23 protein-coding genes are annotated in these 25,473 nt (G+C 60.6%); 12 read left to right on the top strand and 11 right to left on the bottom strand.

Going from position 1 to position 25,473, the window contains the following annotated elements; translation table 11 throughout:
- The first annotated feature begins 62 nt into the window (after window positions 1-62).
- The 11 genes from OSC50_RS01310 to pqqE all read left to right on the top strand — a co-directional run bounded on the left by OSC50_RS01310 (window position 63) and on the right by pqqE (window position 11,399).
- The gene (locus OSC50_RS01310) at window positions 63-1,088 is read left to right on the top strand and encodes a ParA family protein (protein WP_266247102.1); all 1,026 of its coding nucleotides are present in this window, start codon (window positions 63-65) and stop codon (window positions 1,086-1,088) included.
- Entirely contained in the window at window positions 1,085-1,930 is an 846-nt protein-coding gene (locus OSC50_RS01305; RefSeq protein WP_266247103.1) for an SIR2 family protein, read from the top strand. The genes OSC50_RS01310 and OSC50_RS01305 overlap by 4 nt, the downstream gene beginning before the upstream one ends.
- A gap of 566 nt (window positions 1,931-2,496) precedes the next feature.
- On the top strand, window positions 2,497-2,943 hold the full coding sequence (locus OSC50_RS01300; RefSeq protein WP_181080220.1) for an Lrp/AsnC family transcriptional regulator: 447 nt from the start codon (window positions 2,497-2,499) through the stop codon (window positions 2,941-2,943).
- Window positions 2,944-3,089: 146 nt separating this feature from the next.
- Window positions 3,090-4,793, top strand: a complete 1,704-nt coding sequence (locus OSC50_RS01295) for a flavin monoamine oxidase family protein (protein WP_181080219.1) — start codon at window positions 3,090-3,092, stop codon at window positions 4,791-4,793.
- A gap of 11 nt (window positions 4,794-4,804) precedes the next feature.
- Window positions 4,805-5,602: a carbon-nitrogen hydrolase family protein gene (locus OSC50_RS01290; RefSeq protein ID WP_253509617.1), complete on the top strand. Its 798-nt coding sequence runs from the start codon at window positions 4,805-4,807 to the stop codon at window positions 5,600-5,602.
- A 48-nt stretch (window positions 5,603-5,650) separates the two neighbouring features.
- Window positions 5,651-8,023 carry a pyrroloquinoline quinone biosynthesis protein PqqF gene (gene pqqF, locus OSC50_RS01285; protein ID WP_253511939.1) on the top strand — a complete coding sequence of 791 codons (2,373 nt, stop codon included), beginning with the start codon at window positions 5,651-5,653 and terminating at the stop codon, window positions 8,021-8,023.
- A gap of 159 nt (window positions 8,024-8,182) precedes the next feature.
- Window positions 8,183-8,257, top strand: a complete 75-nt coding sequence (gene pqqA / locus OSC50_RS01280) for a pyrroloquinoline quinone precursor peptide PqqA (protein WP_003194766.1) — start codon at window positions 8,183-8,185, stop codon at window positions 8,255-8,257.
- Between the two features lie 71 nt (window positions 8,258-8,328).
- Window positions 8,329-9,240, top strand: a complete 912-nt coding sequence (pqqB, locus tag OSC50_RS01275) for a pyrroloquinoline quinone biosynthesis protein PqqB (protein ID WP_253509618.1) — start codon at window positions 8,329-8,331, stop codon at window positions 9,238-9,240.
- An 11-nt stretch (window positions 9,241-9,251) separates the two neighbouring features.
- The gene (gene pqqC / locus OSC50_RS01270) at window positions 9,252-10,004 is read left to right on the top strand and encodes a pyrroloquinoline-quinone synthase PqqC (RefSeq protein WP_253509619.1); all 753 of its coding nucleotides are present in this window, start codon (window positions 9,252-9,254) and stop codon (window positions 10,002-10,004) included.
- Entirely contained in the window at window positions 10,001-10,276 is a 276-nt protein-coding gene (gene pqqD / locus OSC50_RS01265; RefSeq protein WP_027605935.1) for a pyrroloquinoline quinone biosynthesis peptide chaperone PqqD, read from the top strand. The genes pqqC and pqqD overlap by 4 nt, the downstream gene beginning before the upstream one ends.
- The gene (gene pqqE / locus OSC50_RS01260; protein WP_253509620.1) at window positions 10,269-11,399 is read left to right on the top strand and encodes a pyrroloquinoline quinone biosynthesis protein PqqE; all 1,131 of its coding nucleotides are present in this window, start codon (window positions 10,269-10,271) and stop codon (window positions 11,397-11,399) included. The genes pqqD and pqqE overlap by 8 nt, the downstream gene beginning before the upstream one ends.
- Window positions 11,400-11,404: 5 nt before the next feature.
- Here the strand turns inward: pqqE and OSC50_RS01255 are convergent, their stop codons facing one another.
- Both OSC50_RS01255 and OSC50_RS01250 read right to left on the bottom strand, forming a co-directional pair.
- A complete protein-coding gene (locus tag OSC50_RS01255; protein WP_007904205.1) occupies window positions 11,405-11,563 on the bottom strand; it encodes a YqaE/Pmp3 family membrane protein in 159 nt (52 codons plus the stop codon).
- A 181-nt stretch (window positions 11,564-11,744) separates the two neighbouring features.
- Window positions 11,745-13,010 (bottom strand): aspartate aminotransferase family protein, encoded by a 1,266-nt coding sequence (locus OSC50_RS01250; protein ID WP_253509621.1) that lies wholly within the window; start codon window positions 13,008-13,010, stop codon window positions 11,745-11,747.
- A gap of 197 nt (window positions 13,011-13,207) precedes the next feature.
- On the opposite strand from OSC50_RS01250, the gene OSC50_RS01245 reads away from it, so the two are divergent.
- Entirely contained in the window at window positions 13,208-14,107 is a 900-nt protein-coding gene (locus OSC50_RS01245) for a LysR family transcriptional regulator (protein WP_181080213.1), read from the top strand.
- Between the two features lie 226 nt (window positions 14,108-14,333).
- Here OSC50_RS01245 and OSC50_RS01240 read toward each other — a convergent pair whose 3' ends face one another.
- The 9 genes from OSC50_RS01240 to bioF form a co-directional block, all read right to left on the bottom strand.
- Window positions 14,334-16,112 carry an acyl-CoA dehydrogenase C-terminal domain-containing protein gene (locus tag OSC50_RS01240; RefSeq protein ID WP_266247113.1) on the bottom strand — a complete coding sequence of 593 codons (1,779 nt, stop codon included), beginning with the start codon at window positions 16,110-16,112 and terminating at the stop codon, window positions 14,334-14,336.
- Window positions 16,113-16,231: 119 nt separating this feature from the next.
- Window positions 16,232-18,004 carry an acyl-CoA dehydrogenase C-terminal domain-containing protein gene (locus OSC50_RS01235; protein ID WP_266247115.1) on the bottom strand — a complete coding sequence of 591 codons (1,773 nt, stop codon included), beginning with the start codon at window positions 18,002-18,004 and terminating at the stop codon, window positions 16,232-16,234.
- 90 nt (window positions 18,005-18,094) lie between these two features.
- Window positions 18,095-19,384 carry a GGDEF domain-containing protein gene (locus OSC50_RS01230; protein ID WP_253509624.1) on the bottom strand — a complete coding sequence of 430 codons (1,290 nt, stop codon included), beginning with the start codon at window positions 19,382-19,384 and terminating at the stop codon, window positions 18,095-18,097.
- A gap of 205 nt (window positions 19,385-19,589) precedes the next feature.
- Window positions 19,590-21,395: a phenylacyl-CoA dehydrogenase gene (locus OSC50_RS01225; protein ID WP_181080209.1), complete on the bottom strand. Its 1,806-nt coding sequence runs from the start codon at window positions 21,393-21,395 to the stop codon at window positions 19,590-19,592.
- Window positions 21,396-21,710: 315 nt separating this feature from the next.
- Window positions 21,711-21,992, bottom strand: a complete 282-nt coding sequence (locus OSC50_RS01220) for a pyrroloquinoline quinone biosynthesis protein PqqE (protein WP_181080208.1) — start codon at window positions 21,990-21,992, stop codon at window positions 21,711-21,713.
- Window positions 21,993-22,098: 106 nt separating this feature from the next.
- The gene (gene bioD, locus OSC50_RS01215) at window positions 22,099-22,779 is read right to left on the bottom strand and encodes a dethiobiotin synthase (protein ID WP_266247117.1); all 681 of its coding nucleotides are present in this window, start codon (window positions 22,777-22,779) and stop codon (window positions 22,099-22,101) included.
- The gene (gene bioC / locus OSC50_RS01210) at window positions 22,776-23,588 is read right to left on the bottom strand and encodes a malonyl-ACP O-methyltransferase BioC (protein ID WP_266247119.1); all 813 of its coding nucleotides are present in this window, start codon (window positions 23,586-23,588) and stop codon (window positions 22,776-22,778) included. Before bioC ends, bioD begins: the two co-directional genes overlap by 4 nt.
- Window positions 23,581-24,312 (bottom strand): alpha/beta fold hydrolase, encoded by a 732-nt coding sequence (locus OSC50_RS01205; protein ID WP_266247121.1) that lies wholly within the window; start codon window positions 24,310-24,312, stop codon window positions 23,581-23,583. Before OSC50_RS01205 ends, bioC begins: the two co-directional genes overlap by 8 nt.
- Window positions 24,305-25,468: an 8-amino-7-oxononanoate synthase gene (gene bioF, locus OSC50_RS01200; RefSeq protein ID WP_181080204.1), complete on the bottom strand. Its 1,164-nt coding sequence runs from the start codon at window positions 25,466-25,468 to the stop codon at window positions 24,305-24,307. Before bioF ends, OSC50_RS01205 begins: the two co-directional genes overlap by 8 nt.
- Window positions 25,469-25,473: the final 5 nt, after the last annotated feature.

Genomic DNA, 25,473 nt, shown 5'->3' with positions numbered 1-25,473 from the left:
GACGACAGCCAAGACTTAACGGACTCGCCTGTGCGCACGAGCCATCACAGAAGGGATATCAAGTGAAATCAATAGCATTTTTCAACAACAAAGGCGGGGTAGGTAAAACCACTCTGGCATGTAATCTAGTATCCTATATAAATATCTATAAGGGAAAGCGTGTATTACTTGTAGATGCGGACCCTCAATGCAACGCAACCCAAGCTCTCCTTTCAGACGAACAGTGTGAAGAAATTTACCTAACAGGTTCCTCTGCCGCGAAAACTCTTTATTCGTATCTTTCGCCATTTGAAATGGGCGAGCCACAAATTGAACTACCTGCAGAACCTATATTAGGTACAAAGAATAGATATGGCACAGATATAATTCCTGGCCATCCAAACATGTCTATAATCGAGGACAAGTTAAGCGACGCGTGGTCATCTGTAAGAGGGCGTGAAATTGGAGGGTATCGTATTACAAACTGGTGCCACCAGCTTCTGGAAAGCTTAAGTGACAAATATGATATTATCGTCTTTGACGTTGGCCCATCCCTAGGCGCCCTGAACAGATCAATTATCCTATCATGTGATTACATAGTAACCCCATTCGGGTGCGATATCTTTAGCCTTCTCGGAATCAAAAACATTTCAGAGTGGATAAAGAAATGGGACGCTCAATACATGAGCTCTGTCAGAGATGGACTATTAGAAAATCCAGCTGCGTTTGATCAGTACACGCTAATCAAAGATACCTCCAAAAAACATCGTTTCTTAGGGTATTCAGTTCAACAGTATGTAAGTCGGCAATTTAAGACTGGCCCGCGACCAGTAAAATCCTATGATGAGATCATGCGAAAAATCCCTTCGACCGTTAAAGACGCAATGGCAGACCTTACAGTCGGCGGGCTAACGCTAGAAGACATGGAGCTGGGCCATATCCCTTACTTATACAGCCTAGTACCTATGGCTCAGGCTGCAAAAGCACCGATGCATTCGCTTGAATATAAGGATGGTGTAGTAGGCAGTCAATATGGCCAGGTCAAAGACTTTGATTCACTCATGTCTAAAATTAGCGATAAACTGCTCAAGAATTTGGAGCAAGCATGATAACTTGGCCCCAAATGTTGGTGACTGAAGTAGCACGCAGACGATGCATATTGTTTCTGGGGGCTGGAGTAGCTTCATCAGCCAAAACTGAAGCAGGTTTACGTCCTCTTGCGTGGAAAGATTTCTTGGCAGAAGCTGCCGAGCTTGTGCCTAGGGTGCATAAGCCTGAAATCAAATCACTCATAGATAGCAACAAGCTATTGCTTGCTCTTCAGGCAATTCGTGATCAGGCAGACGCTGGTGATTATCGAGCGCTATTAGATAAATCCTTCAATAATGCAGCATTTATCCCTAGCGACCTGCATAATATTATATTTAGCCTTGACTCTAGACTTGTTATAACCACTAACTTTGATAAGATTTATGAGAAACACTGCTTAACTGCCTCTACTGAGGGTTTTAAAGTAATTCCGTATTACAGTTCTTCCCTAGGAGATGAGATAAGATCAGACACACGCCTGATCATAAAAGCGCACGGCAGCATCGATGACATTTCAAAAATGGTATTCACGAAAGCGGAGTATCACGCCGCCAAGGAGAATCACTCTTCCTTTTATACAATTTTGAAAGCTCTATTGCTGACTAATACTTGCATTTTTATTGGTTGTGGGATGGATGACCCTGATGTACTTCTCCTACTGGAAGAGGTCCGAATAACAGCAAATCCTCAACGTCCCCATTACGCGCTATTAAAAGAAGGCTCCCACTCGAGTTTTGTTAAAAGCGACCTAGCATCCGCTTACAACATAAAAGTATTGGAGTACGGCCCAAATCATAGTGACCTGATCAGTGATCTTGAAGCTCTCCTCGACCTAGTCGAGGGTAAGCGCGCTATAAGCTGACTCACAGAGCTTTGAATTGTCGATGGTGGTATTCGTGACGCTAGAGTCCACCTCGGCGCATATTCGACCCCTGGATCCTTGGTGCTGCAACCAGCCAAGCCGAAGGGCTAGCTCAGGCGTCGCGGTGGCGAAGCGGTACAACCACGGTACAATGCACAGCTTTACCAAACTACTGAAAACTACGTTTAACACCATACGCTACGGGGCCTCCAGCTATGCCAACCTCCGTTCACCTACGAACGATTTCTCTAGGCATACATGGTCACCCAGCAACTCATAATCCTTTGGTCCACGGTTCAAGTCCGTGTGGGCCCACCAACTCCAAAGCCGCGCATTGCGCGGCTTTCGCGTTTCTGGCAGTTGGAAAGTCGCGGGCAATCAATCTCTAAAAACCTGATTCCTTGCAAAAACGTCCACATCTCACTTGGCAAACAACTGCCCAATATCCCTGAACGCCTTGACCTACAGCCCACCCGATTTGCCAGTTCCCCACTGTTCGCGCGCTGCCTGCCGCCGATGCAAGCCTGTAACATGCGCATCCATCGCTGCCTCACGGAGTTCTGCCCTTGTCTGTCCTGGATGAAATCGATCGCCAGCTGATCGCTGCGCTGCAGATCAACGCCCGCGAAAGCGTGGCCATGCTGGCCAGGCGCTTAGGCATTGCGCGTACCACGGTCACCTCGCGCCTGGCGCGCCTGGAAAAAACCCAAGTGATCACCGGTTATGGCGTGCGCCTGGGCCAGCGCGTGGTGGATGGCGGCCTGCAGGCTTATGTCGGCATCACCGTACAGCCGCGCTCCGGTAAAGAAGTGCTGCGCAGGCTTAGCGCCATGGCCCAGGTGCAACAGCTGTGCGCGGTGAGCGGCGAGTTCGATTACGTGGCCTGGCTGCGTACCGATTCGCCGGAGCAGCTGGACCAACTGCTGGACCAGATCGGTAGCGTCGACGGGGTCGAGAAAACCACCACCTCGATCATCCTCAGTAACAAATTGGATCGCGGTCAGCCAATCTGACCGAAGATTTCGTCATATCTGCTGAAATGAAGCCAATTCGACGACACATTGCGCCTTATTAACGAGCGCAACGCTGCCTAAACTGGCTGCCATCTTTTCCTATACTCAGCGGGTCGCGTCCCGCCGAGCCGTCAGTAAGGTCAGCCATGAGCATTCCGTCGAGCACTGTCAGCAAGCCCCATCGCCACCCCGCAGACGGGAAAAAACCCATCACCATTTTTGGCCCGGACTTCCCGTTTGCCTTCGATGACTGGATCGAACACCCCGCCGGCCTGGGCAGCATCCCGGCTGAACAGCATGGCGCCGAAGTGGCGATCGTGGGGGCGGGCATCGCCGGGCTGGTCGCGGCGTACGAGCTGATGAAGCTGGGCCTCAAACCTGTGGTGTACGAAGCCTCGAAGATGGGCGGACGCCTGCGCTCTCAGGCGTTTGAAGGGGCCGAAGGTATCATCGCCGAACTCGGCGGCATGCGCTTCCCGGTGTCGTCCACCGCGTTCTACCACTACGTGGACAAGCTGGGACTGGACACCAAACCATTCCCCAACCCACTGACGCCCGCCTCCGGCAGTACCGTGATCGACCTCGAAGGCCAGACCCACTACGCACAGAAACTGTCGGATCTGCCGGCCCTGTTTCAGGAAGTGGCTGACGCCTGGGCCGATGCGTTGGAGGCCGGCTCGCAGTTCGGCGATATCCAGCAAGCCATCCGCGACCGCGACGTGCCACGCCTTAAGGCCCTGTGGAATAAGCTGGTGCCGTTGTGGGACGACCGCACCTTCTACGATTTCGTCGCCACCTCCAAAGCCTTCGCCAAGTTGTCGTTCCACCACCGGGAAGTGTTCGGCCAGGTCGGTTTCGGCACCGGCGGCTGGGACTCGGACTTCCCCAACTCAATGCTGGAGATCTTCCGCGTGGTGATGACCAACTGCGACGATCACCAGCATCTGGTGGTCGGCGGCGTGGCCCAGGTGCCCATGGGCATCTGGCGCCATGTGCCGCAGCGTTGCGCCCACTGGCCGGCGGGCACCAGCCTCAGTTCGCTGCACCGTGGTGCGCCACGGGCCGGGGTCAAGCGCATTGCCCACGCCGCCGACGGCCGCTTTGCCGTCACCGACACCTACGGCGATACTCGCGAATACGCGGCTGTGCTCACCACTTGCCAGAGCTGGCTGCTGACCACCCAGATCGAGTGCGATGAAACGCTGTTCTCGCAAAAAATGTGGATGGCCCTGGACCGCACCCGCTACATGCAGTCCTCGAAAACCTTCGTGATGGTCGACCGCCCGTTCTGGAAAGACAAAGACCCTGAAACGGGCCGCGACCTGATGAGCATGACCCTCACCGATCGCCTGACTCGCGGTACCTACCTGTTCGATAACGGCGACGACAAGCCTGGCGTGATCTGCCTGTCGTACTCGTGGATGAGCGACGCACTGAAAATGCTCCCGCAGCCAATCGATAAGCGGGTGAAACTGGCCCTCGACGCGCTGAGCAAGATCTACCCGAAAGTCGATATCAAGGCCCGCATCATCGGCGACCCGATCACCGTGTCCTGGGAGGCCGATCCACACTTCCTCGGTGCCTTCAAGGGCGCGCTGCCCGGTCACTATCGCTATAACCAGCGCATGTACGCGCACTTCATGCAAAAGGACATGCCTGCCGAACAACGCGGGATTTTCATCGCCGGCGATGATGTGTCCTGGACACCCGCCTGGGTGGAAGGCGCGGTGCAGACCTCGTTGAATGCCGTGTGGGGCATCATGAATCACTTCGGCGGCCGCACTCATCCTGAAAACCCAGGGCCAGGTGACGTGTTCGACGAGATCGGGCCAATCGCCCTCGCCGATTAAGGAGCCAAGCCATGCGTGTCGCCCTCTACCAATGCCCGCCCCTGCCGCTGGATGTGGCGGCTAACCTCAAGCGCCTGCACACCATGGCGCATGAGGCATCCGGCAGCGCCGATGTGCTGGTGCTGCCGGAGATGTTTCTTACCGGCTATAACATCGGTGCCGAAGCCGCCGGGGCCCTGGCCGAAGCGCAGGACGGGGACTCGGCGCAGGCGATTGCCGAGCTTGCGAAAAACGCCCGCCTGGCCATCCTCTATGGCTACCCGGAGCGCGCCGCAAACGGGGATATCTACAATGCCGTGCAGTTGATCGACGCCAACGGCCAGCGCCTGTGCAACTACCGCAAGACCCATTTGTTCGGCGACCTGGACCACTCGATGTTCAGCGCCGGGGAGGATGATTTCCCGGTGGTGGAACTCAACGGCTGGAAGCTGGGGATGCTGATCTGCTACGACCTGGAGTTCCCTGAAAACGCCCGCCGCCTGGCCCTGGCCGGCGCTGAACTGATCCTGGTGCCCACCGCCAATATGGTGCCGTTCGACTTTATCGCCGACGTTACCGTGCGTGCGCGCGCGTTCGAGAACCAGTGCTACGTGGCGTATGCCAACTACTGCGGGAACGAAGAGGACATTCACTACTGCGGGCAAAGCAGCCTGGCAGCGCCGAATGGCGAGCGCATTGCCCTGGCAGGCCTGGATGAAGCCCTGATTGTCGGCACCGTGGATCACCAGGCAATCCTCGACGCACGCATCGCCAATGACTATTTGCACGACCGCCGCCCCGAGTTGTACGGCACGCTGCACAAGCCCTGATCCCGCGGGTTTGCTAGCATGGGCACTCCCCACGTTCTGGAAGTGCCCATGCCCGCCCCGGCCCACCCTCACTCTGCCACTCTGACTCTGGCCAATGGCCTGCGTGTCATCCTGCACGCAGCGCCCCATTTACAGCGCTGCGCCGCTGTTGTGCGGGTGGCCGCCGGTAGTCATGACGCGCCCTTGGCGTGGCCGGGGTTGGCGCATTTTCTGGAACACCTGTTGTTCCTGGGAACCGAGCGTTTTCCGACAGGCGAAGGGCTGATGACCTACGTGCAGCGGCATGGCGGACAGGTCAACGCCAGTACCCGCGAGCGCATCACCGAATTTTTCTTCGAACTGCCGGTGCCGAACGTTGCACAAGGGCTGGAGCGCTTGGCGGACATGCTCGCCCGACCACGCCTGGCACTCGACGATCAGCTACGCGAGCGCGAAGTGCTGCAGGCAGAGTTTGTCGCCTGGTCGAGGGATGCCAAGGCCCAGCAGCAAGTGGCATTGCTCGAAGGTGTCGCGAACGGTCATCCGCTTCGGGACTTCCATGCCGGCAACCGGGACAGCCTGCCGGTCGAAACGGAAGCCTTTCAGCAAGCCTTGCGAGCATTTCACGCACAGTTCTACCAGAGTGGGCAGATGACATTGAGCCTGGCCGGTCCCCAACCGCTGGACGAACTCCAAGCCCTGGCGCACCGCTTCGGCGAAATCATCCCCACCGGCTCTGGACATCCACAGGCCGCACCACCGGCCCTGATGGACGGCCAGCCCCAGGCTTATCGCCATGTCGCCGGCCAGCAACTGCACCACGTCATCGCCTGCAACGCGCCACGCGAAACCTTGGAGTTTCTGTGCACCTGGCTCAACAACCCGGCGCCCGGCGGGCTGCTGGCTGAACTGCAAGCCCAAGGCATGGCCACCGCGTTACATGCCAGCGTGCTCTACCACTTCGCCGGGCAGGCGCTGTTGGATATCGACTTTACCCTCAACCAGCCAGGCGAATCGGTCACACCGGTTGAAGCCTTGCTGCACGATTGGCTGAGCTTTTTCGCACACAGTGACTGGACGCCACTGCGCGAAGAATTCGCCCGATTGACCGTGCGCCAGCGGCAGGTCCAGGGCGCACTGGCACTGGCCCGCAACGACAGCGAAGCGCTGTCAGACCACAGCATCGCGGCGCTGCACACGCTGCTGGATTCACTGCAACTGCCAGCCGCCAAGCACACGTGGCAACGGCCACCCGACAACCCCTTCCTACGCCCCTCCGACACAGAACCGCGTGCCGGCCTGATTCGTGGCCAGACCAGCGCCCACCGCGGCTTGCGCACCTTTGCCCAGGACCGCTCGCGGGGTCGCCGGGAAGCATCCGCGCTGACCTTCATCAGCCAGGCTGTACCCACAGACCGCCAGGAAGGCGCGTTGTACCTGAACTGGCGGTTTGACTCACCCGCGCCGTCCGGACTGGAAGGTGCGTTGCACGTCTTGAGCGAAAACGCTCGCCAGGCTGGGCTGGCGTTAACGTTTGAAACGACCGGCCACGATTGGCGGATCAGCATGGTCGGGCTTCACGCGCTCATGCCGAAGGTACTCGAAGCGTTGGCGCAAAGCCTTACGCAGGCGCACCCAACACCCGACACCACGCCACCACCGCTCGCCATTCGCGCATTGCTTAAAGCATTGCCCGCATACTGCGCAGAGACCACGGCCGAGCGCCCACATCAGCCTGCTTCCTGGCATACCGCCCGTTGGCATGGGCTGGGTATAGGCTTGCCGGCAACATGCGAGGCGCTGATAAAAACAGCTGCCGCCGGCTTGCCGGGGCAACCGGCGGGCATTGAGCGCCAACCCCGTGACCTCAACGGTCAGTGCGTGTGGCATGCAGTTAAAACCGACGCCAGCGAAGCCGCGTTGTTGCTGTTCTGCCCGACACCTAGTCTTTCCCTGGCGGATGAAGCCGCATGGCGCCTGCTTGTTCATCGGGTGCAGGGGCCGTTTTACCAACGCTTGCGGGTGGAACAGCAAATCGGCTACGCCGTGTTCAGCGGTATCCGACAGATCAACGGGCAGACCGGCCTGTTGTTTGGTGTGCAATCTCCGCACCTGTCTTTGGATGAAATTGTGCAGCACCTGCACCGTTTCCTGGCGCAAGTGCCTACGCTGATCGAGCGCGATACAGACTTGGGCAACACGGCCCTGGCGCAGCAATTCAACGTCGACACGCTGCCGACATCGCAAGCAGCCGAACTGCTGTGGCATGCGCACCTGGCGGGCCATCCGTCGGATTACCTGGAGCGCCTCCAGCAACATCTATATGCCTGCACCTACGCCGATTTGCAGCATGCCGCCCAGCACCTGAAGGACGCCGTCGGCGGCTGGCTCTGGGTCGCCAACGGCGCGCCTTCGACGGACCTCTGGACGGTTAAAGGTTGATCATTGCCAACCCTGCAACAGCCTTTTTCCACCAAGACAGCGCTAACTTGAAAAGAATTGCGTAACATTCCCACGCACACATCTGAACATCTCCGACTGGAGGTGGACTATATGTATTACTTGGTAGTAAACGTCCCATCCCTTCGTAGGAGTAAGAATATGACCTGGTCCAAACCTGCTTACACTGATCTGCGCATCGGTTTCGAAGTCACCATGTACTTCGCCAGCCGTTAATCGGCTGGGTATGACAACGCCTCGGTTCGCCCGGGGCGTTTTTGTTTTGAGCTTTGCTTGATGGAGCGATCATGTTTGTCCAGATTCTAGGTTCCGCCGCCGGCGGTGGTTTCCCGCAGTGGAACTGCAATTGCGTGAACTGCGCAGGTTTTCGTGATGGCAGCCTACGAGCCCACGCGCGCACCCAGTCGTCCATCGCAATCTCCGACGATGGCGTGAATTGGGTGCTGTGCAATGCCTCGCCGGATATTCGCGCGCAACTGCAAGGCTTCGCGCCGATGCAACCGGGCCGCGCCCTGCGTGACACCGGCATCAGCGCAATCATCCTGATGGACAGCCAGATCGACCACACCACCGGCCTGCTGAGCCTGCGCGAAGGCTGCCCGCATCAAGTCTGGTGCACCGACATGGTCCATGAAGACCTGAGCACCGGTTTTCCGCTGTTCACGATGCTGACCCATTGGAACGGCGGCCTGGCCTGGAACCGCATCGAACTGGATGCCGGCTTCACCATCCCGTCCTGCCCCAACCTGCGTTTCACCCCGCTGCCGTTGCGCAGCGCGGCACCGCCCTACTCGCCGCACCGCTTCGACCCGCACCCGGGCGACAACATCGGCCTGATCGTCGAAGACCTGCGCACCGGCGGCAAACTGTTCTACGCCCCAGGCCTGGGCAAGGTCGATGCGCCGTTGCTGGACATCATGGCCGGCAGCGATTGCCTGCTGGTGGACGGCACGATGTGGGACGACGACGAAATGCAACGCCGGGGCGTCGGCACCCGCACCGGGCGCGAGATGGGCCACCTGGCACAGAACGGCCCCGGCGGTATGCTGGAAGTGCTTGAGCAGTTGCCAACGCAGCGCAAGGTACTTATCCACATCAACAACACCAACCCGATCCTCGACGAAGACTCCCCCGAGCGCGCCGAGCTGGTGCGACGCAATGTGGAAGTGGCTTACGACGGCATGAGCATTGAATTGTAGGAGCAAGCCAAATGACTGACATACCAATGACGCGCGACGCCTTCGAACAGGCCCTGCGGGCAAAGGGCGCCTTCTACCATATCCATCACCCCTACCATGTGGCGATGTATGAAGGCCGCGCCACCCGCGAGCAGATCCAGGGCTGGGTTGCCAACCGCTTCTATTACCAAGTGAATATTCCGCTGAAAGACGCCGCCATCCTGGCCAATTGCCCGGACCGTGAGATACGTCGCGAGTGGATCCAGCGCCTGCTCGACCACGACGGCGCACCGGGTGAAGACGGCGGCATCGAGGCCTGGCTGCGCCTGGGCCAGGCGGTGGGTCTGGACCCCGAGCAACTGCGCTCCCAGGAACTGGTCTTGCCCGGCGTGCGGTTTGCGGTAGACGCTTACGTCAACTTCGCCCGTCGCGCCAGTTGGCAGGAAGCCGCCAGCAGCTCGTTGACCGAACTGTTCGCGCCGCAGATCCACCAGTCGCGCCTCGACAGTTGGCCGCAGCATTATCCGTGGATCGATCCGGCCGGTTACGAGTACTTTCGCACTCGCCTGGGCCAGGCCCGCCGCGATGTGGAACACGGCCTGGCAATCACCCTGCAGCACTACACCACCCGCGAAGGCCAGGAGCGCATGCTGGAAATTCTCCAGTTCAAACTGGATATCCTATGGAGCATGCTGGACGCCATGAGCATGGCCTACGAACTGAACCGCCCGCCGTACCACAGCGTGACCGACCAGCGGGTGTGGCATAAAGGGATCACCCTATGAGCTTTGATCGCAGCAGAAAACCGACCTGGCGCCAGGGCTACCGCTACCAGTACGAGCCCGCGCAGAAAGGCCATGTGTTGCTCTACCCCGAAGGCATGATCAAGCTCAATGACAGCGCCGCGCTGATTGGTGGCTTGATCGACGGAGAGCGCGACGTGGCGGCGATCATTGCCGCGCTCGAAGAACAGTTCCCCGGCGTGCCTGAGCTGGGCGACGACATCGAGCAATTCATGGAGGTCGCCCGTGCAGAGCACTGGATTACCCTTGCCTGAAAAACCGCCGATCGGCCTGCCGCTTTGGCTATTGGCCGAACTGACCTACCGCTGCCCGCTGCAATGCCCGTACTGCTCCAACCCGCTGGACTTCGCCGAGCAGGGCAAAGAGCTGAGCACCGAGCAATGGTTCAAGGTGTTTCGCGAAGCCCGCGAGATGGGCGCCGCGCAACTGGGGTTTTCCGGCGGTGAACCGCTGGTGCGACAAGACCTTGCCGAGCTGATCGGCGAGGCGCGCAGGCTAGGCTTCTATACCAACCTGATCACCTCCGGCATCGGCCTGACCGAGCAGAAGATCAGCGACTTCAAGAAAGCCGGCCTGGACCATATCCAGATCAGCTTCCAGGCCAGCGACGAACAGGTGAACAACCTGCTGGCCGGCTCGAAAAAGGCCTTCGCGCAAAAGCTGGAAATGGCCCGCGCGGTGAAAGCACACGGCTACCCGATGGTGCTTAACTTCGTCACCCATCGGCACAATATCGACAAGATCGACCGCATCATCGAGCTGTGCATCGCCTTGGAAGCGGACTTCGTCGAACTCGCCACCTGCCAGTTCTATGGCTGGGCGCAGCTCAATCGCGTGGGCCTGTTACCGACCCGGGAGCAACTGGTACGCGCCGAGCGCATCACCAATGAATACCGCGCCAGGCTCGAAGCCGAAGGCCACCCGTGCAAACTGATCTTCGTGACGCCGGATTACTACGAGGAACGCCCGAAGGCCTGCATGAATGGCTGGGGCAGTATCTTTCTGACGGTGACGCCGGACGGCACTGCCCTGCCGTGTCACGGCGCCCGACAAATGCCGGTGCAATTTCCCAATGTGCGCGACCACAGCATGCAGCACATCTGGTACGACTCGTTTGGCTTCAATCGCTTTCGCGGCTACGACTGGATGCCCGAGCCGTGCCGTTCATGTGACGAAAAAGAGAAGGACTTCGGCGGCTGCCGTTGCCAGGCCTTCATGCTCACGGGAGATGCCAGCAATGCCGACCCGGTGTGCAGCAAGTCCGAGCATCACGGCCTCATCCTCAAGGCGCGGGAAGAAGCCGAACACGCCACCCAGACCATCGAGCAACTGGCCTTTCGCAATGAGCGCAACTCACGCCTGATCGCGAAAGGCTGAGGGCCTTAACGCTTGGCGATGATGTACACCGCGTGCACGATGCCTGGGATGTAACCGCACAGGGTCAGCAGAATATTCAGCCAGAACGCGCCGGCGAAGCCCACTTGCAGAAACACCCCCAGTGGCGGCAGCAGAATGGCGATGATGATGCGAATGAAATCCATGGGTCAGCTCCAATCAATCGGCTCGTGTGAGCCGTGTAGCTAATCGACCTTGGGTGTTCGTGAGGGTTCAGTGGGATCTGGCACGGAGCCATGCGTTAACAATCAGGTAAAAAAACACCCCCAGCCAAAAAAATCAGGCTGGGGGTGCTGCGTATACCGCGAGACGGTTCAGGAAATCGGGTTAAACAGCGATGCCTTTGCGGCATTGCAATTGCGCGGTGCGCACGCGGGAGAAAGCGCGGGCCAGGCGCAGGAGCATTTCGTCGATGTTGCTTTTGCTCACGGTCAGCGCGGGGGTGAAGCGCAGGCAGTCGGGCTGCGGGGCGCTGAGGATCAGGCCTTCATGTAAAGCCGCATTGACCACCGCATCCGCGGATTCTTCCGACAACGTCAGCCCCCATAGAAGGCCCTGGCCGCGCGGTGCGCCATGGTCATAACGGTAAGCCAGGCGCGCCAGGCCCTCGCCCAGATAGAGGCCGGACTCACGCACGTGCTCAAGAAAACCATGCTCCAGCACGTTGTTGAGCACCGCGGCACCGGCCGACGCCATCAGCGCATTGCCATGATGGGTGCCTTCCAGCTCGCCCAGGTCGAAGCAACAGGCGTTACCCCGCGCCAGCAGCGCCGCCAACGGCACACCGCCGCCCAAGCCTTTGCCCAGGGTGATGATGTCGGCGCGCACCCCATAGTGCTGCTCGGCCAGTAACGTCCCGCAACGCCCCATGCCGGTTTGCACCTCGTCGAGGATCAGCAGAATCCCCAATTCCCGGCACAGCCGTTCGACGCCCTTAAGATAGTGCTCGGTCGCCGGCACCACTCCGGCACTCTGGATCGGCTCAAGCATGATGGCCACGGTCTGGGCGTCCACGGCGGCGTGCAGTGCTGGCAAGTCGTTGAAGGGTACGTGGCTGAAGCCGGGCAACTGCGGCTCGAAACGGTTTTCCTGGGCGCCGGTGGAGGCCGCGAGCGCCGCGAAGCTGCGACCGTGTCGCGCGTTGCTCGCGCTGATGATGCGGTAAGCCCCACCGCGATGCAGTTGGCCCCATTTACGCGCCAGCTTGATCGCCGCCTCGCACGCCTCCGCGCCGCTGTTAAGCAGGTAAGCCTGGTCGCTGCCGGTGCGATGGCACAAGCGTTCGACCAGACTGAGTTGCGTACGGTTGTGCAGGGCCATGCCGGGGTTGATCAATGCCTGGGTCTGGTCGGCAAGCGCCTTGATCAGCACCTGTGGGCTGTGGCCGAGGCTATTGGCGGCATTGCCCTGGCTGAAATCGAGATAGGCGCGGTCGTCACTGTCCCATAACCAGGAACCCTGTCCGCGCACGAATACTTGCGGGGGCTTGGCGACGGTGGGCATCAGCGCATCACCGGACGGTTCACCGGGTGACACTTCGAGCACCAGGTCATCCAGGCTCGGCGCGGGACGGCGCAAGGTGAACAGATTCACACTTCACCTCCAGCGGCAAGTGAACCTTGCCCACCCACGGGCTGGAGGTTTTTTGAGTTGCCTATATAAACGCTATCAACGTGAACGCTGTTCATTGCTCGATTCGGCCCTGTAAGCCCTGCGAATAGGCGCTAGACTAGGCGTCTCGAGGGCCCTGGGCCATTTCGTTTTTCCAGCTTTTTCGATAAGCAAACCTTATGGATTTTAAGCAACTGCGTTATTTCGTCGCGGTGTATGAAGAAGGCCATGTGGGCCGGGCTGCAGAACGCCTGTCGATTTCCCAACCGGCGTTGTCACAGCAGATCCGTCATTTGGAGCAGCACCTGGACGTCAGCCTGTTCGAGCGCAGCAGCAAACGCCTGCTGCCAACCCTGGCAGCGCACACGCTCTACAACCATGCACTGCCGTTGATCGATGGCATGCAGCACGCCGTCGAAGCGTTGCGTCACTTCAAAGGCCAGGCATTGCGCACGTTGGCCATCGGTGTGCTGCAGACCGTGCACACCAGCCTGGTGCCGCAGATGCTCGAACGGGTGCGCAAAGCCCAACCGCACCTGGTGGTGCAGATCTATGAATTGACCGGGCTGGAAATTGAACGGCGCCTGCTCAACGGCTCGCTGGACATCGGCATCAGCTACCTGCCGCCACGTCAGCCTGGGTTGCAAGGCGTGTTGCTGTACGAAGATGAGCTGAAAGTGGTCATCCCCGAGGACCATCCTTTGCGGGAATTCAAAAAGGTCTCGTTGAAGCAGGCGGCTGAGTTGCCGATGTTGCTGCTGGGGGAGGAGTTTCAGATTCGGCAGATCTGGCAAGGCCAGCTCGCCAACCTCGGACGGCGTCCGCAGGTGCAGGCCGAGCTCAATACCATGGTGGGGATTCTCGACAGCTTGCCTCATACGCGGCTGGCGACGGTGCTGCCGGGACGCTCCCAGGATGAGCACAACAGTCAGTCACTGCTATGGAAACCCTTGAGCGAACCACGGGTGCCGCTCAAAGTCGGGTTGGTGTGCCGTGATGTGCAGCGCCAGCAGGCAACGATGGCCTTGCTGCGCACCTTGCTCGAAGACGTGATGAACGCCCCGCAGACGCCGGCCTGACTTTTTCGCGGGCAAAAGAAAACCCCGCCGAAGCGGGGCTTTGCAGACTGTTTCCCTGACATCCATTTCACTCCGCCGTCCTGGCAGAATCCTACGTGTCCGTGTTGTTGCTTTGCGCTTCCTGCGCGACGTCCATGTGAAGTAGATTATCGATGGATCCAATGTGGCGATAGAGGACGATTAGCAGCACGTCATGTAAGAGATTGCTTACACGCCCTCCACGCCTTTAGAACTGGGCTTCATCCAGCAAAAACAGCGATTCGCTCCCGGCTTTTACCGACGCACTCAACGAGTGGATACGCGGCAACAGGCGCGCAAAGTAGAAGCGCGCGGTGCCCAGTTTGCTGGCGTAGAAATCGTCTTCGCCCTCCTTGCCCCACGCGGCCTTGGCCATGCGCGCCCACATGTAGGCATACGCCATGTAACCAAACGCATGCAAATACTCCACCGACGCCGCGCCGATTTCGTTGGGGTTGGTCTTGGCGCGATCAAGCACCCAGGCGGTCAACTCATCCAGGTTATCCACCGCCGCATTCAGCGGGCGGATGAATTCGCCCAGCTCAGACCCGGCGTTGGCGGTGAACTGGCGGATTTCGTCGGCAAACAAGCGGTAGAACGCGCCGCCACTGCCGACGATCTTGCGTCCCATCAAGTCCAGGGCCTGGATGCCATTGGTGCCTTCGTAGATCTGCGTAATACGCACATCGCGCACCAGTTGCTCCTGGCCCCATTCGCGGATGTAACCGTGGCCACCAAACACCTGCTGGCCAAGAACGGTGGTTTCCAGGCCCAGGTCGCTGAGAAACGCCTTGGCCACCGGTGTGAGCAAGGCCACCAGGTTGTCGGCGCGCTCGCGGGCTGCGGCGTCGTCGCTGAACTTGGCGATATCCAGTTGAGTCGCCACGTAGGTGGAGAACGCACGACCACCTTCGTTCGACGCTTTCATGGTCAGCAGCATGCGACGCACGTCGGGGTGGACGATAATCGGATCAGCCACTTTGTCCTTGGCCTGGGCGCCGGTCGGCGCGCGGCTCTGCAAGCGGTCACGCGCGTACTCGATGGCGTTCTGGTAGGAACGCTCACCGGATGCCAGGCCTTGGATACCAACGCCCAGGCGCTCGTAGTTCATCATCGTGAACATCGCCGCCAAACCACGGTTAGGCTCGCCCACCAGGTAACCCACGGCTTCGTCGAAATTCATCACGCAGGTGGCGGAGGCCTGGATACCCATCTTGTGCTCGATGGAACCGCAGCTCACCGGGTTACGCGCACCCAGGCTGCCATCGGCATTGACCATGAACTTGGGCACCAGGAACAGCGAGATGCCCTTGGGCCCGGCCGGGGCGTCAGGCAACTTGGCCAGCACCAGGTGGATGATATTTTCGGTCAGATCGTGTTCACCGCCGGTGATAAAGATCTTGGTTCCGCTGACCTTGTAGGAACCGTCCGCCTGCGGCTCGGCTTTGGTACGAATAATCCCCAGGTCGGTGCCGGCGTGGGCTTCGGTGAGGCACATGGAACCGGCCCACTCGCCCGAATACATTTTCGGCAGGTAAGTGGCCTTGAGCGTTTCGGTGGCGTGAGTCGCAATCGACACGCAGGCGCCGGAGGTCAGCATCGGGTACAGGCCGAAGGCCAGGCTCGACGAGTTGATCATCTCTTCAACCTGGGCCGACACTGCCTTGGGCATGCCCATCCCGCCAAACGCAGGATCGCCGCCCACCCCCACCCAACCGCCTTCGGCGTAGGTTTTGTAGGCCTGTGGAAAACCATCCGGGGTGGACACCACCGTGTCCGCCCAGCGGCAGCCCTGCTCATCGCCGCCGCGACTGAGCGGGGCGATGGATTTGGCAGTGACTTTGCCGGCTTCTTCGAGGATCGCCTCAACGGTTTCGGCGTCCACGCTGTCCGCCAATGCCGGCAGTTGGGCCCACGTGTCGGCAACCTCGAACACTTCGTTGAGGACGAAGCGCATATCCCGCAGCGGCGCTTTGTAATCAGCCATGGCAAACCTCGTTAGAACGTAAAAAGTGATTCGGTAGGATCGGTTTTACAGGCCCCGAGTGTAACCGAACAACTTTTGAGACACATAGGGTCCACTTGTGACTGATTGGTATTTTTAAGTCATCCAGGCAGAAATGCCTCCGCAGGCAGACTCATCAGGCAGTCACTGCCTGCTTCCACGGCCGCGCGATGGGTGGAGGTACGCGGCAACAGGCGTTTAAAGTAGAACTCGCAGGTGGCCAGCTTGGCCTTGGCGAACTCACCGTCGCTGTGGGCCTGCGCGGCAATGGCCATGCGCAACCACAGATAGGCGAGGATGATGTAGCCGCTGTACATCAAGTAATCCACAGCCGCCGCGCCCACTTCGTCCGGGTTCTTCATCGCGGCCATACCCACCTTGGTGGTCAGCTCGCCCCAGTCCTGGTTCAGGTGATTGAGCTGCGCCACAGACGCGTTGAATTGCGGGTGCTCGGCATTCGCGGCGCAAAACTTATGCACCACTTTGGTAAACCCGCGCAGCAGCCTGCCTTGGCTGCCAAGCACCTTGCGGCCCAGCAGGTCGAGGGCCTGGATGCCGTTGGTGCCCTCATAGATCGGCGCGATGCGTGCATCCCGTGCCAGTTGCTCCATGCCCCATTCGCGAATGTAGCCGTGGCCGCCGAAGATCTGCATGCCGAGGTTGGTCACCTCCAACCCGGTATCGGTCATGAAGGCCTTGCAGATCGGTGTCAGAAAGGCCAGCAGGTCTTCAGCTTCCTGGCGCTGGGCGGCATCGTCGCTCAGATGGGCGGTGTCCAGCAGCTGCGCGGTGAAATAGGCCAGTGCGCGATTGCCTTCGTTGAAGGCTTTCATGGTCAGCAGCATGCGTCGCACGTCGGCGTGCACGATGATCGGGTCGGCGGCTTTGTCCGGGGCTTTGGCGCCGGTCAGCGAGCGCATCTGCAGGCGGTCATTGGCGTACTTGATGGCGCCCTGGAAACTCGCCTCGCCGTTGCACAGGCCTTGCATGCCGGTGCCCAGTCGCGCGTGGTTCATCATGGTGAACATGCAGTTAAGGCCTTTGTTGGCCTCACCGATCAGGAAGCCTTTGGCGCCATCGAAGTTGAGCACGCACGTGGCCGATGCCTTGATGCCCATTTTGTGTTCGATGGAGCCGCAGTGCACCGCGTTGCGCTCGCCGGAATCGGCGTGGAACTTGGGCACGATAAACAACGAAATACCTTTGGTGCCCGCCGGCGCGTCCGGCAGCTTGGCCAGCACCAGATGGATGATATTGGCGCTCAGGTCGTGCTCGCCGGCCGAGATGAAGATTTTGCTGCCGGTGACGGCATAGCTGCCATCGGCCTGGGGCACGGCGCGGGTCTTGATCAGGCCCAGGTCGGTGCCGCAATGGGCCTCGGTCAGGCACATGGTGCCGGTCCATTCGCCGGCGGTGAGCTTGCTCAGGTAGGTGTCCTTCTGCTCGGCCGTGCCGTGGGCGTGAATCGCCGACATGGCGCCGTGGGTCAGGCCTGGGTACATGCCCCACGAGGTATTGCTGGAGCCGATCATCTCGCTGAGCACCAGGCCCAGGGACTGCGGCAAGCCCTGGCCGCCGTAGGCCGGGTCGGCCGCTACTCCGTGCCAGCCGCCTTCCACGTACTGGGCGAAGGCTTGCTTGAAGCCTTTGGGTGTGGTCACCACACCATTGTCGAAGTGGCAGCCCTCTTCATCGCCGCTGCGGTTGAGGGGCGACAGCACGTTCTCACAGAATTTCGCACCCTCTTCAAGGATTGCACTGACCATATCCGGGCTCGCGTCCGTCGCGCCCAATGCGGCGTAGTGGCCGTGGAAATCAAATACGTTGTCGATCAGAAAGCGCATGTCGCGCAGGGGAGCTTTGTACTCAGGCATGGCGATGTCTCCGGCGGCAGATGGCTCCAACCTACTGCCGGCCCGCGCCTCGTTCAATCACTGTAGGGCCGCTGAATACACCGCCATCAGTCAACCGGCAGCGCTCTGCATGCGCACCGCGCCACGACGGTTCTGCCCGGCCGCGACCACGCAGTTACGCCCCGCGCCCTTCGCTGCGTACAGTGCCTGGTCGGCGGATTTGAGCACCTCTTCGGGCGTACGCTGCTCAACCTGGCGCTCGGCGACGCCGATGCTGACCGTCACCGAAACACTCGACGCCCCACTGCCCGCCCGGCGTTGGCGACCCTGCTGGTCATCCTGCGGGCGGTCCGAGTTGCGCAGCTTGATATCGTAGTTGGCGACGATCTCGCGGATCTCCTCCAGATGCGGCATGCATTCGTCCAGGGTCTTGCCGGCGAACACCACGGCAAACTCTTCGCCGCCGTAACGGTAAGCGCGCCCGCCACCATTGACCTTGGACAGCTTGCTCGCCACCAGGCGCAGCACCTGGTCGCCGACATCATGGCCGTGGGTGTCGTTGAACCGCTTGAAGTGATCGACATCGGTCATCGCCAGCACATAGTTGCGCCCCAGGCGCTGCATGCGCTCATTGAGGGCGCGTCGCCCCGGCAGACCGGTCAGTTCGTCACGGAATGCCATTTGATAGGCCTCATGGGCCACGCCGGCCGCAATCATCAGCATGACCTGGCTGCACATGATGTTCAGGGTGAACGGCAGGATGAAGGTTTGCGGCAGCATCCAGAACAACCCCATCACGCCTACCAGTTGCGCCGCATGCAAGGGACGTGGCTGGTACCAGTACTGCGCCGCGAGGGTGACAAAACCGATCAGGAACATCGGATACGACAGTTGAATCAGGCTCATCCAGTTGCCATGCAGCACCGGCCAGCGAATTTCCGCCAGCCAGTTCAACAGCGCCTGGGGATAACTTTGCTCCAGCGCCAACGCGACACTGCCGACAGCCAGCAGCACCGCGCAACGTGCGACAAAGTCGCGGAACAAGTGGGTTTTTTCCTGCCACAGCGCGTAGATGCTGAACAGTAACGGCAATAGCAGGCAGCACAGATGAAACACCACCGCCGCGTCTTCGCGCACGCGGCCGTTGTCGCGATAAAAATCAGTCTGGGTGTCGAGCAGGAAGTAAGCGACGTACACCGTGATCATCAAAAACAGTTCGCGCTGGCGGCGGTACACCGCGCAGTACGAACCACCGAGCAACAGCACCAGGGTCGGCAATACGTTGAACAGCGAGGTGAAGAAGACGTTGAGGTCCTTGACGTACGCAGCCGAGAGCCCGGCCAGCAATAGCAGCAATGACGGAAGGAAATGGCTGAAACGGACAGCGGACACGCGTGACAAGGGTAAAGCTCCGACCCGCAGAAAAGTAATGGCACTTCGCCTTAGCGCGAACAGTTAAGCACACCCTGTTCGACATGTATCACATTGCCATCACTTTAACGGCAGGCCTGCGCATTCCCTGAGCGATAAGCTGCGTTTTTTATCAGGCAAAAAAAACCGCCGCTCCCCAGGGGAAGCGGCGGCATTGGAAGTAACCCGGTAAGGCTTAGTAAGCCAGGCCGAAGTTTTCTTCTTTCATGTCCATCAGGTTGCTGGCGCCCGACAGCATGGTCGCCACGTGGGTACGGGTGCGTGGCAGGATACGCTGGAAGTAGAAGCGCGCGGTCTGCAGCTTGGCGGTGTAGAACGCCTCTTCGGTGGTGCCGGCAGCCAGTTTCTCGGCGGCCAGGCGTGCCATGTCGGCCCAGAAGTAGGCCAGGCAGGCGTAGCCGGAGTACATCAGGTAGTCCACCGACGCGGCACCGACTTCTTCACGATCTTTCATCGCCGCCATGCCGACCTTCATGGTCAATTCGCCCCACTCTTTGTTCAACGCCGCCAACGGCGCGACGAACTCGCTGACCGCTTCGTTGCCTTCGTTGGCCTGGCAGAACTTGTGCACGATCTTGGTGAAGCCCTTGAGCGCTTCGCCTTGGGTCATCAGCACTTTGCGGCCGAGCAGGTCCAGGGCCTGGATGCCGGTGGTGCCTTCGTACAGCATCGAAATGCGGCTGTCGCGCACGTTCTGCTCCATGCCCCACTCGGCGATGAAACCGTGACCGCCGTAGATCTGCACGCCGTGGTTGGCCGCTTCAAAACCGACTTCGGTCATGAAGGCCTTGGCGATCGGGGTCATGAAGGCCAGCAGGCCGTCGGCCTGTTTCTTGGCTTCGTCGTCGGTGCCGTACTTGACGATGTCCACTTGCTTGGCCGTGAAGTACACCATCGCACGGTTGCCTTCGGCGAAGGCTTTCATGGTCAGCAGCATGCGGCGCACATCAGGGTGCACGATGATTGGGTCGGCGGCCTTGTCCGGGGCTTTCGGGCCGGTCAGGGAACGCATTTGCAGGCGATCGCGGGCGTATTTCAGGCCGCCCTGGAAGCCGATTTCAGCGTGAGCCAGGCCTTGCAGCGCAGTGCCCAGGCGAGCGGTGTTCATAAAGGTGAACATGCAGTTCAAGCCTTTGTTGGCCGGGCCGATCAGGTAACCGGTGGCCGCATCGAAGTTCATCACGCAGGTGGCGTTGCCGTGGATGCCCATCTTATGTTCCAGGGAACCACAGCTCACCGCATTGCGCTGGCCGATCGAGCCATCGGCGTTGGGCAGGAACTTGGGCACGATGAACAGCGAGATGCCTTTGGTGCCGGCCGGTGCGTCCGGCAGGCGAGCCAGCACGATGTGCACGATGTTATCGGCCATGTCGTGTTCACCGGCCGAGATGAAGATTTTGGTGCCGGTGACTTTGTAGGAACCGTCGGCCTGAGGCTCGGCCTTGGTGCGCAGCATGCCCAGGTCGGTGCCGCAGTGCGGCTCGGTCAGGCACATGGTGCCGGTCCATTCGCCCGACACCAGCTTGGTCAGGTACGCCTCTTGCTGCTCGGGCGTGCCGTGCTCGGAAATGGTGTTCATCGCGCCGTGAGACAGGCCTGGGTACATGCCCCACGACCAGTTGGCCTCGCCGACCATCTCGCTGACCGCCAGGCCCAGGGATTCCGGCAGGCCTTGGCCGCCGTGCTCCACATCATGGGCCAGGCTTGGCCAGCCGCCTTCGACGAATTGCTTGTAGGCTTCCTTGAAACCGGTTGGCGTTTTAACGCCCGACTCACTCCAGGTGCACCCTTCCAGGTCGCCCACGCGGTTCAGCGGTGCCAGCACTTGCTCACAAAACTTGGCGCCTTCTTCGAGGATGGCGTCGACCATGTCCGGGGTAGCGTCCTGGCAAGCCGGCAGGCTCTGATAGTGCGCTTCATAGCCAAGCAGTTCGTCACGAACGAAGCGAATATCACGCAAGGGGGCCTTGTAGTCAGGCATAGCGATAAACCTCTGCTGATGTATCTGGAATGAACAACCGCGTGGATGTGCTGTGGCGGTCAAACAGGTGTTTGAAACATACGTTTACGACCTGGGGATGTCAAGCGCCGTCCAGATGCCGTTTGTCATGACGCACATCAATGCCGCCCACGACTACGCTTGCGGCGCAATGCCACATGAGGTGAGTGTAGAGAATCAAAACAAACACGCCGGGCCGAGGTCAGGACCAGCGCGTTGGATCGGGGGAGTGGATAGGAGCGTCCGGGCTGCCAAGCAGCCCGCGCGGGGCAGGCCCGCTGCGCAATAAAGCGCGGGCTAAGCGTAGGTGTCGATCAGCGTACCGAGCATTTCATCCGAAGCCTTGGCGACTTTGACGCCCAGCTCCACCTGAAACTTGCCCTCGGCCATTTCGACCATATTGCTGGCGGAGTTGGAAGGTTGGGCACGGTCGTTGGCGCGCAGGCGGTCGATCTGCGCATCCGACGGCTGGCTCGTGGCGGCGCTGGCAATTCTGCCGGCGGCCTGGTCGACACGGCTCTGCCCGGCCTGAATGCTGCTCAGGCCCGAATAAAACGCGCTGCTTCCAGAGATTTCCATGGCGTAAACCTGCCTTTAGAGAATCATGAGCTGTGATTGAAGCAGAGTTGGTGGCAAAACGCCCGTTAAAAACACTAATGGCACAATGCCCAAGTGATAGCCAAAATCAGTCAAGCAGGTCCAGTTGCAGGTACTCAGCGACCGCCTCGGCGCTGGCGTGCTTGAGCTTGGGTACGCGCCCCAGGCATGGCGCGGGCAAGCGCTCGGCCAGGGTGGCGAGGTTTTCTTCCAGACGAGAGGTCTTGGGGTCGACGATATTGGCCACCCACCCCGCCAGCGACAAACCATCCCGCGCAATCGCTTCTGCAGTCAACAAGGCATGGCTGATGCAACCCAGGCGTACACCCACGACCAGGATCACCGGCAGCTTGAGCGCCATCGCCAGGTCCGAGAGGTTGGCCTGATCGGCCAATGGCACGCGCCAGCCGCCGGCTCCTTCGATCAGGGTGAAATCGGCCTGCCGCGCCAGGACCTGTTGCATTGGCTTGAGCAGCGACTGCACCGTCAGTGCAACACCCGCCTCACGCGCGGCCAAATGCGGAGCGATGGCGGGTTCGAAGGCCACGGGGTTGACTTCGGCATAGGTCAGCGGCACCGAACACTCAGCCAGCAGCGCCAGTGCATCGGCGTTGCGCAGGCCCTTGGGCGTCACCGCGCAACCGGACGCCACCGGTTTACCGGCCGCCGTGCTTTTGCCCGCCTGCCGAGCTGCGTACAACAGGCCCGCGGCGATGGTGGTCTTGCCCACATCGGTATCGGTGCCGGTGATGAAATAGGCGGCGCTCATAGAGGCTTCTCCAGTACGGCATAGACCACTTGGTAAGTCGCCGGCAGACCCTGGGCCTGGCGGAACTGCTCATAGGCCTGCACCAGTGCAGCAATCCGCGCGCGCCCCGTCAAGCCACCCGGCCGGCCGGGGTTCAGGTTGTGCGCACCAAGTGCCTTGAGTTCATGGGTCAGGCTGCGTACATCCGGGTAGTGCAGCACATGGGCGTGACGCGTCAGGCTCAATGTACGCAGGCCACTGGCGGCGCACAGTTGCTGGTACGTGTCGAAGGTGCGGAAGCGGTTGACGTGCACCAGGCCATCGGCCGCGCGCCAACTTTCACGCAGTTCCTCCAGCGTGCCCACGCACAGGCTGGCGAACGCCAGCACACCGCCCGGCTGCAGCACGCGACGGGCTTCGCTGAGCACCGACTCGAAATGGGCGCACCACTGCACCGCCAGGCTGGAGAAAATCAGACCGCAGCTGTCGTCTTTGAGCGGCAGACGCTCCGCGTCCCCGGCAATAAAGTGCGCCGCGCCGCCCAACGGCCGCGCGTGATTGAGCATGCCTTCGGCGATATCCAGCGCCACGCCGTGGCTGTGGGGCAGCCGCTCGCGCAACGCCCGACTGAAATAACCGGTACCGCAGCCCATATCCAGCCAGCGCGCGGGTGCGATGCCCGCCGGCAAACGCGCCAGCAATTCACCACCCACTGCCCGTTGCAACTCGGCAACGCTGTCATAGCTGGCCGCCGCGCGGGAGAACGACGCCGCGACCTGGCGTTTATCCGGCAAGGCGCCGGGCAGCGGGGGATGGGATAAGTCAGTCATCAACGCACTCATGCAAAAAAGCCTGGATGGCCGCCGCAACACCGTGGGGGTCCTCCAGAAGAAAAGCGTGACCGGCCTGCTCAATCAGGCCGATTTCAACCTCGGGCAGCAGGGCCAGCAATTCACTGGCGGCTTCGGCGGGCACCAGCTCATCCATGCCGCCAAACAGGTGCAATTGCGGCCCGCGATAGGCCAGCAACGCATCGCGGGTGTCCAGTTGCGCGAGCAGTTCGAGGCCGTTCATCAACCCCTCAGAAGGCGTATTCGGTGCGCCGCCAACCAACAAACGCGCCAGACCGCGCGGGTCGGCGGCGCCCTTGGCACACAGCAGGCCGAAGCGCTTGAGCGTGACTTGGGAATCGGCGCGGCAACCGGCGAGGAAGGCATCGAACGTCTCGGCGGGCATCGCGTTGGGCCAGCCGTCATGGCCGACAAAACACGGGTTGCTTGCCAGTGTCACCAGGCCGCAGCAGCGTGCGCCGCGGCGTGCCGCCAGCTCGCTGGCCAGCATCCCGCCGAGGGACCAGCCGCCCAGCCACGCGTTGTCCGGCAGGGTGGCGTCGAGTTCGTCGAGCCATTCATTCAGGTCGCTGGAGTCCAGCGCGGGCAGCGGCTCGATGTGCACCTGCAGGTGTTCATCCACGCCACGCAAGGCCGCGGCCAACGGCTCCAGCGGTGAGATACCCAGGCCCCAGCCCGGCAACAGAATCAGTCGATCACGCATGGTCGCGCTCCCAACACACTTGCAACGCGTCTAACAACAACTGCACCTGTGCTTCGGTATGGGCGGCCGTCAGCGTCACACGCAAACGCGCACTGCCGGCGGGCACGGTCGGCGGGCGGATTGCGCTGACCATCAGGCCACGCTCGCGCAGCATCCGGGACAGGCGCATCGCCCGGGCACTGTCGCCGACCAGGATCGGTTGGATCGGCGTAAAGCTGGGCATCAAGTCCAGACCGATCTGTTCGGCGCCGTGGCGGAACTGGCGAATGAGCGCATTGAGGTGTTCGCGGCGCCAGTGTTCGGTGCGCAGCAGCTCCAGGCTTTTCAAAGTGGCACAGGCCAGCGCGGGCGGTTGGCTGGTGGTGTAGATGTACGGCCGGGCGAACTGGATCAGGCTCTCGATCAGGTCTTCACTGCCCGCCACAAACGCACCGGCGGTGCCGAACGCCTTTCCTAAGGTCCCGACCAGCACCGGCACGTCCTCCTGGCTAAGGCCGAAATGCTCGACAATCCCGCCGCCGTTGGCGCCCAGGGGGCCGAAGCCGTGCGCGTCATCCACCATCAGCCAGGCGCCTTTTGCGCGGGCTTCCCGAGCCAGCGCGGGCAGGTCCGCGAGATCGCCGTCCATGCTGAACACGCCGTCGGTGACCACCAGGGTGTTGCCGGTGGCCTTCTCCAGGCGCCTGGCCAGGCTGGCGGCGTCGTTATGCAGGTAGCGATTGAAACGCGCCCCGGACAGCAGCCCCGCGTCCAGCAATGACGCATGGTTGAGGCGGTCTTCGAGCACGGTATCGCCCTGGCCTACCAGCGCCGTGACCGCACCGAGGTTGGCCATGTAGCCAGTGGTGAACAGCAGAGCGCGTGGGCGACCGGTGAGGTCTGCCAAGGCTTCTTCCAGTTCATGGTGTGGCGTCGAATGGCCGACCACCAGGTGCGAAGCGCCGCCGCCCACGCCCCAGCGGGACGCACCGGCGCGCCAGGCTTCGATCACCTGTGGATGATTGGCCAGGCCCAGGTAATCGTTGTTGCAGAATGCGAGCAATGACTGGCCGTCGACGACTACCTGCGGGCCTTGAGGACTGGCAAGCAACGGCCGTTGGCGATAAAGGTGTTCGGCACGACGGGCAGCGAGGCGCGCGGCGAGATCGAAAGACATGCAGG

The organism is Pseudomonas quebecensis, assembly GCF_026410085.1.
Classification (GTDB): Bacteria; Pseudomonadota; Gammaproteobacteria; order Pseudomonadales; family Pseudomonadaceae; genus Aquipseudomonas; species Aquipseudomonas quebecensis.
Note: the sequence above shows the minus strand (reverse complement) of the source record. Positions and strands in the feature narration are given on the sequence as shown.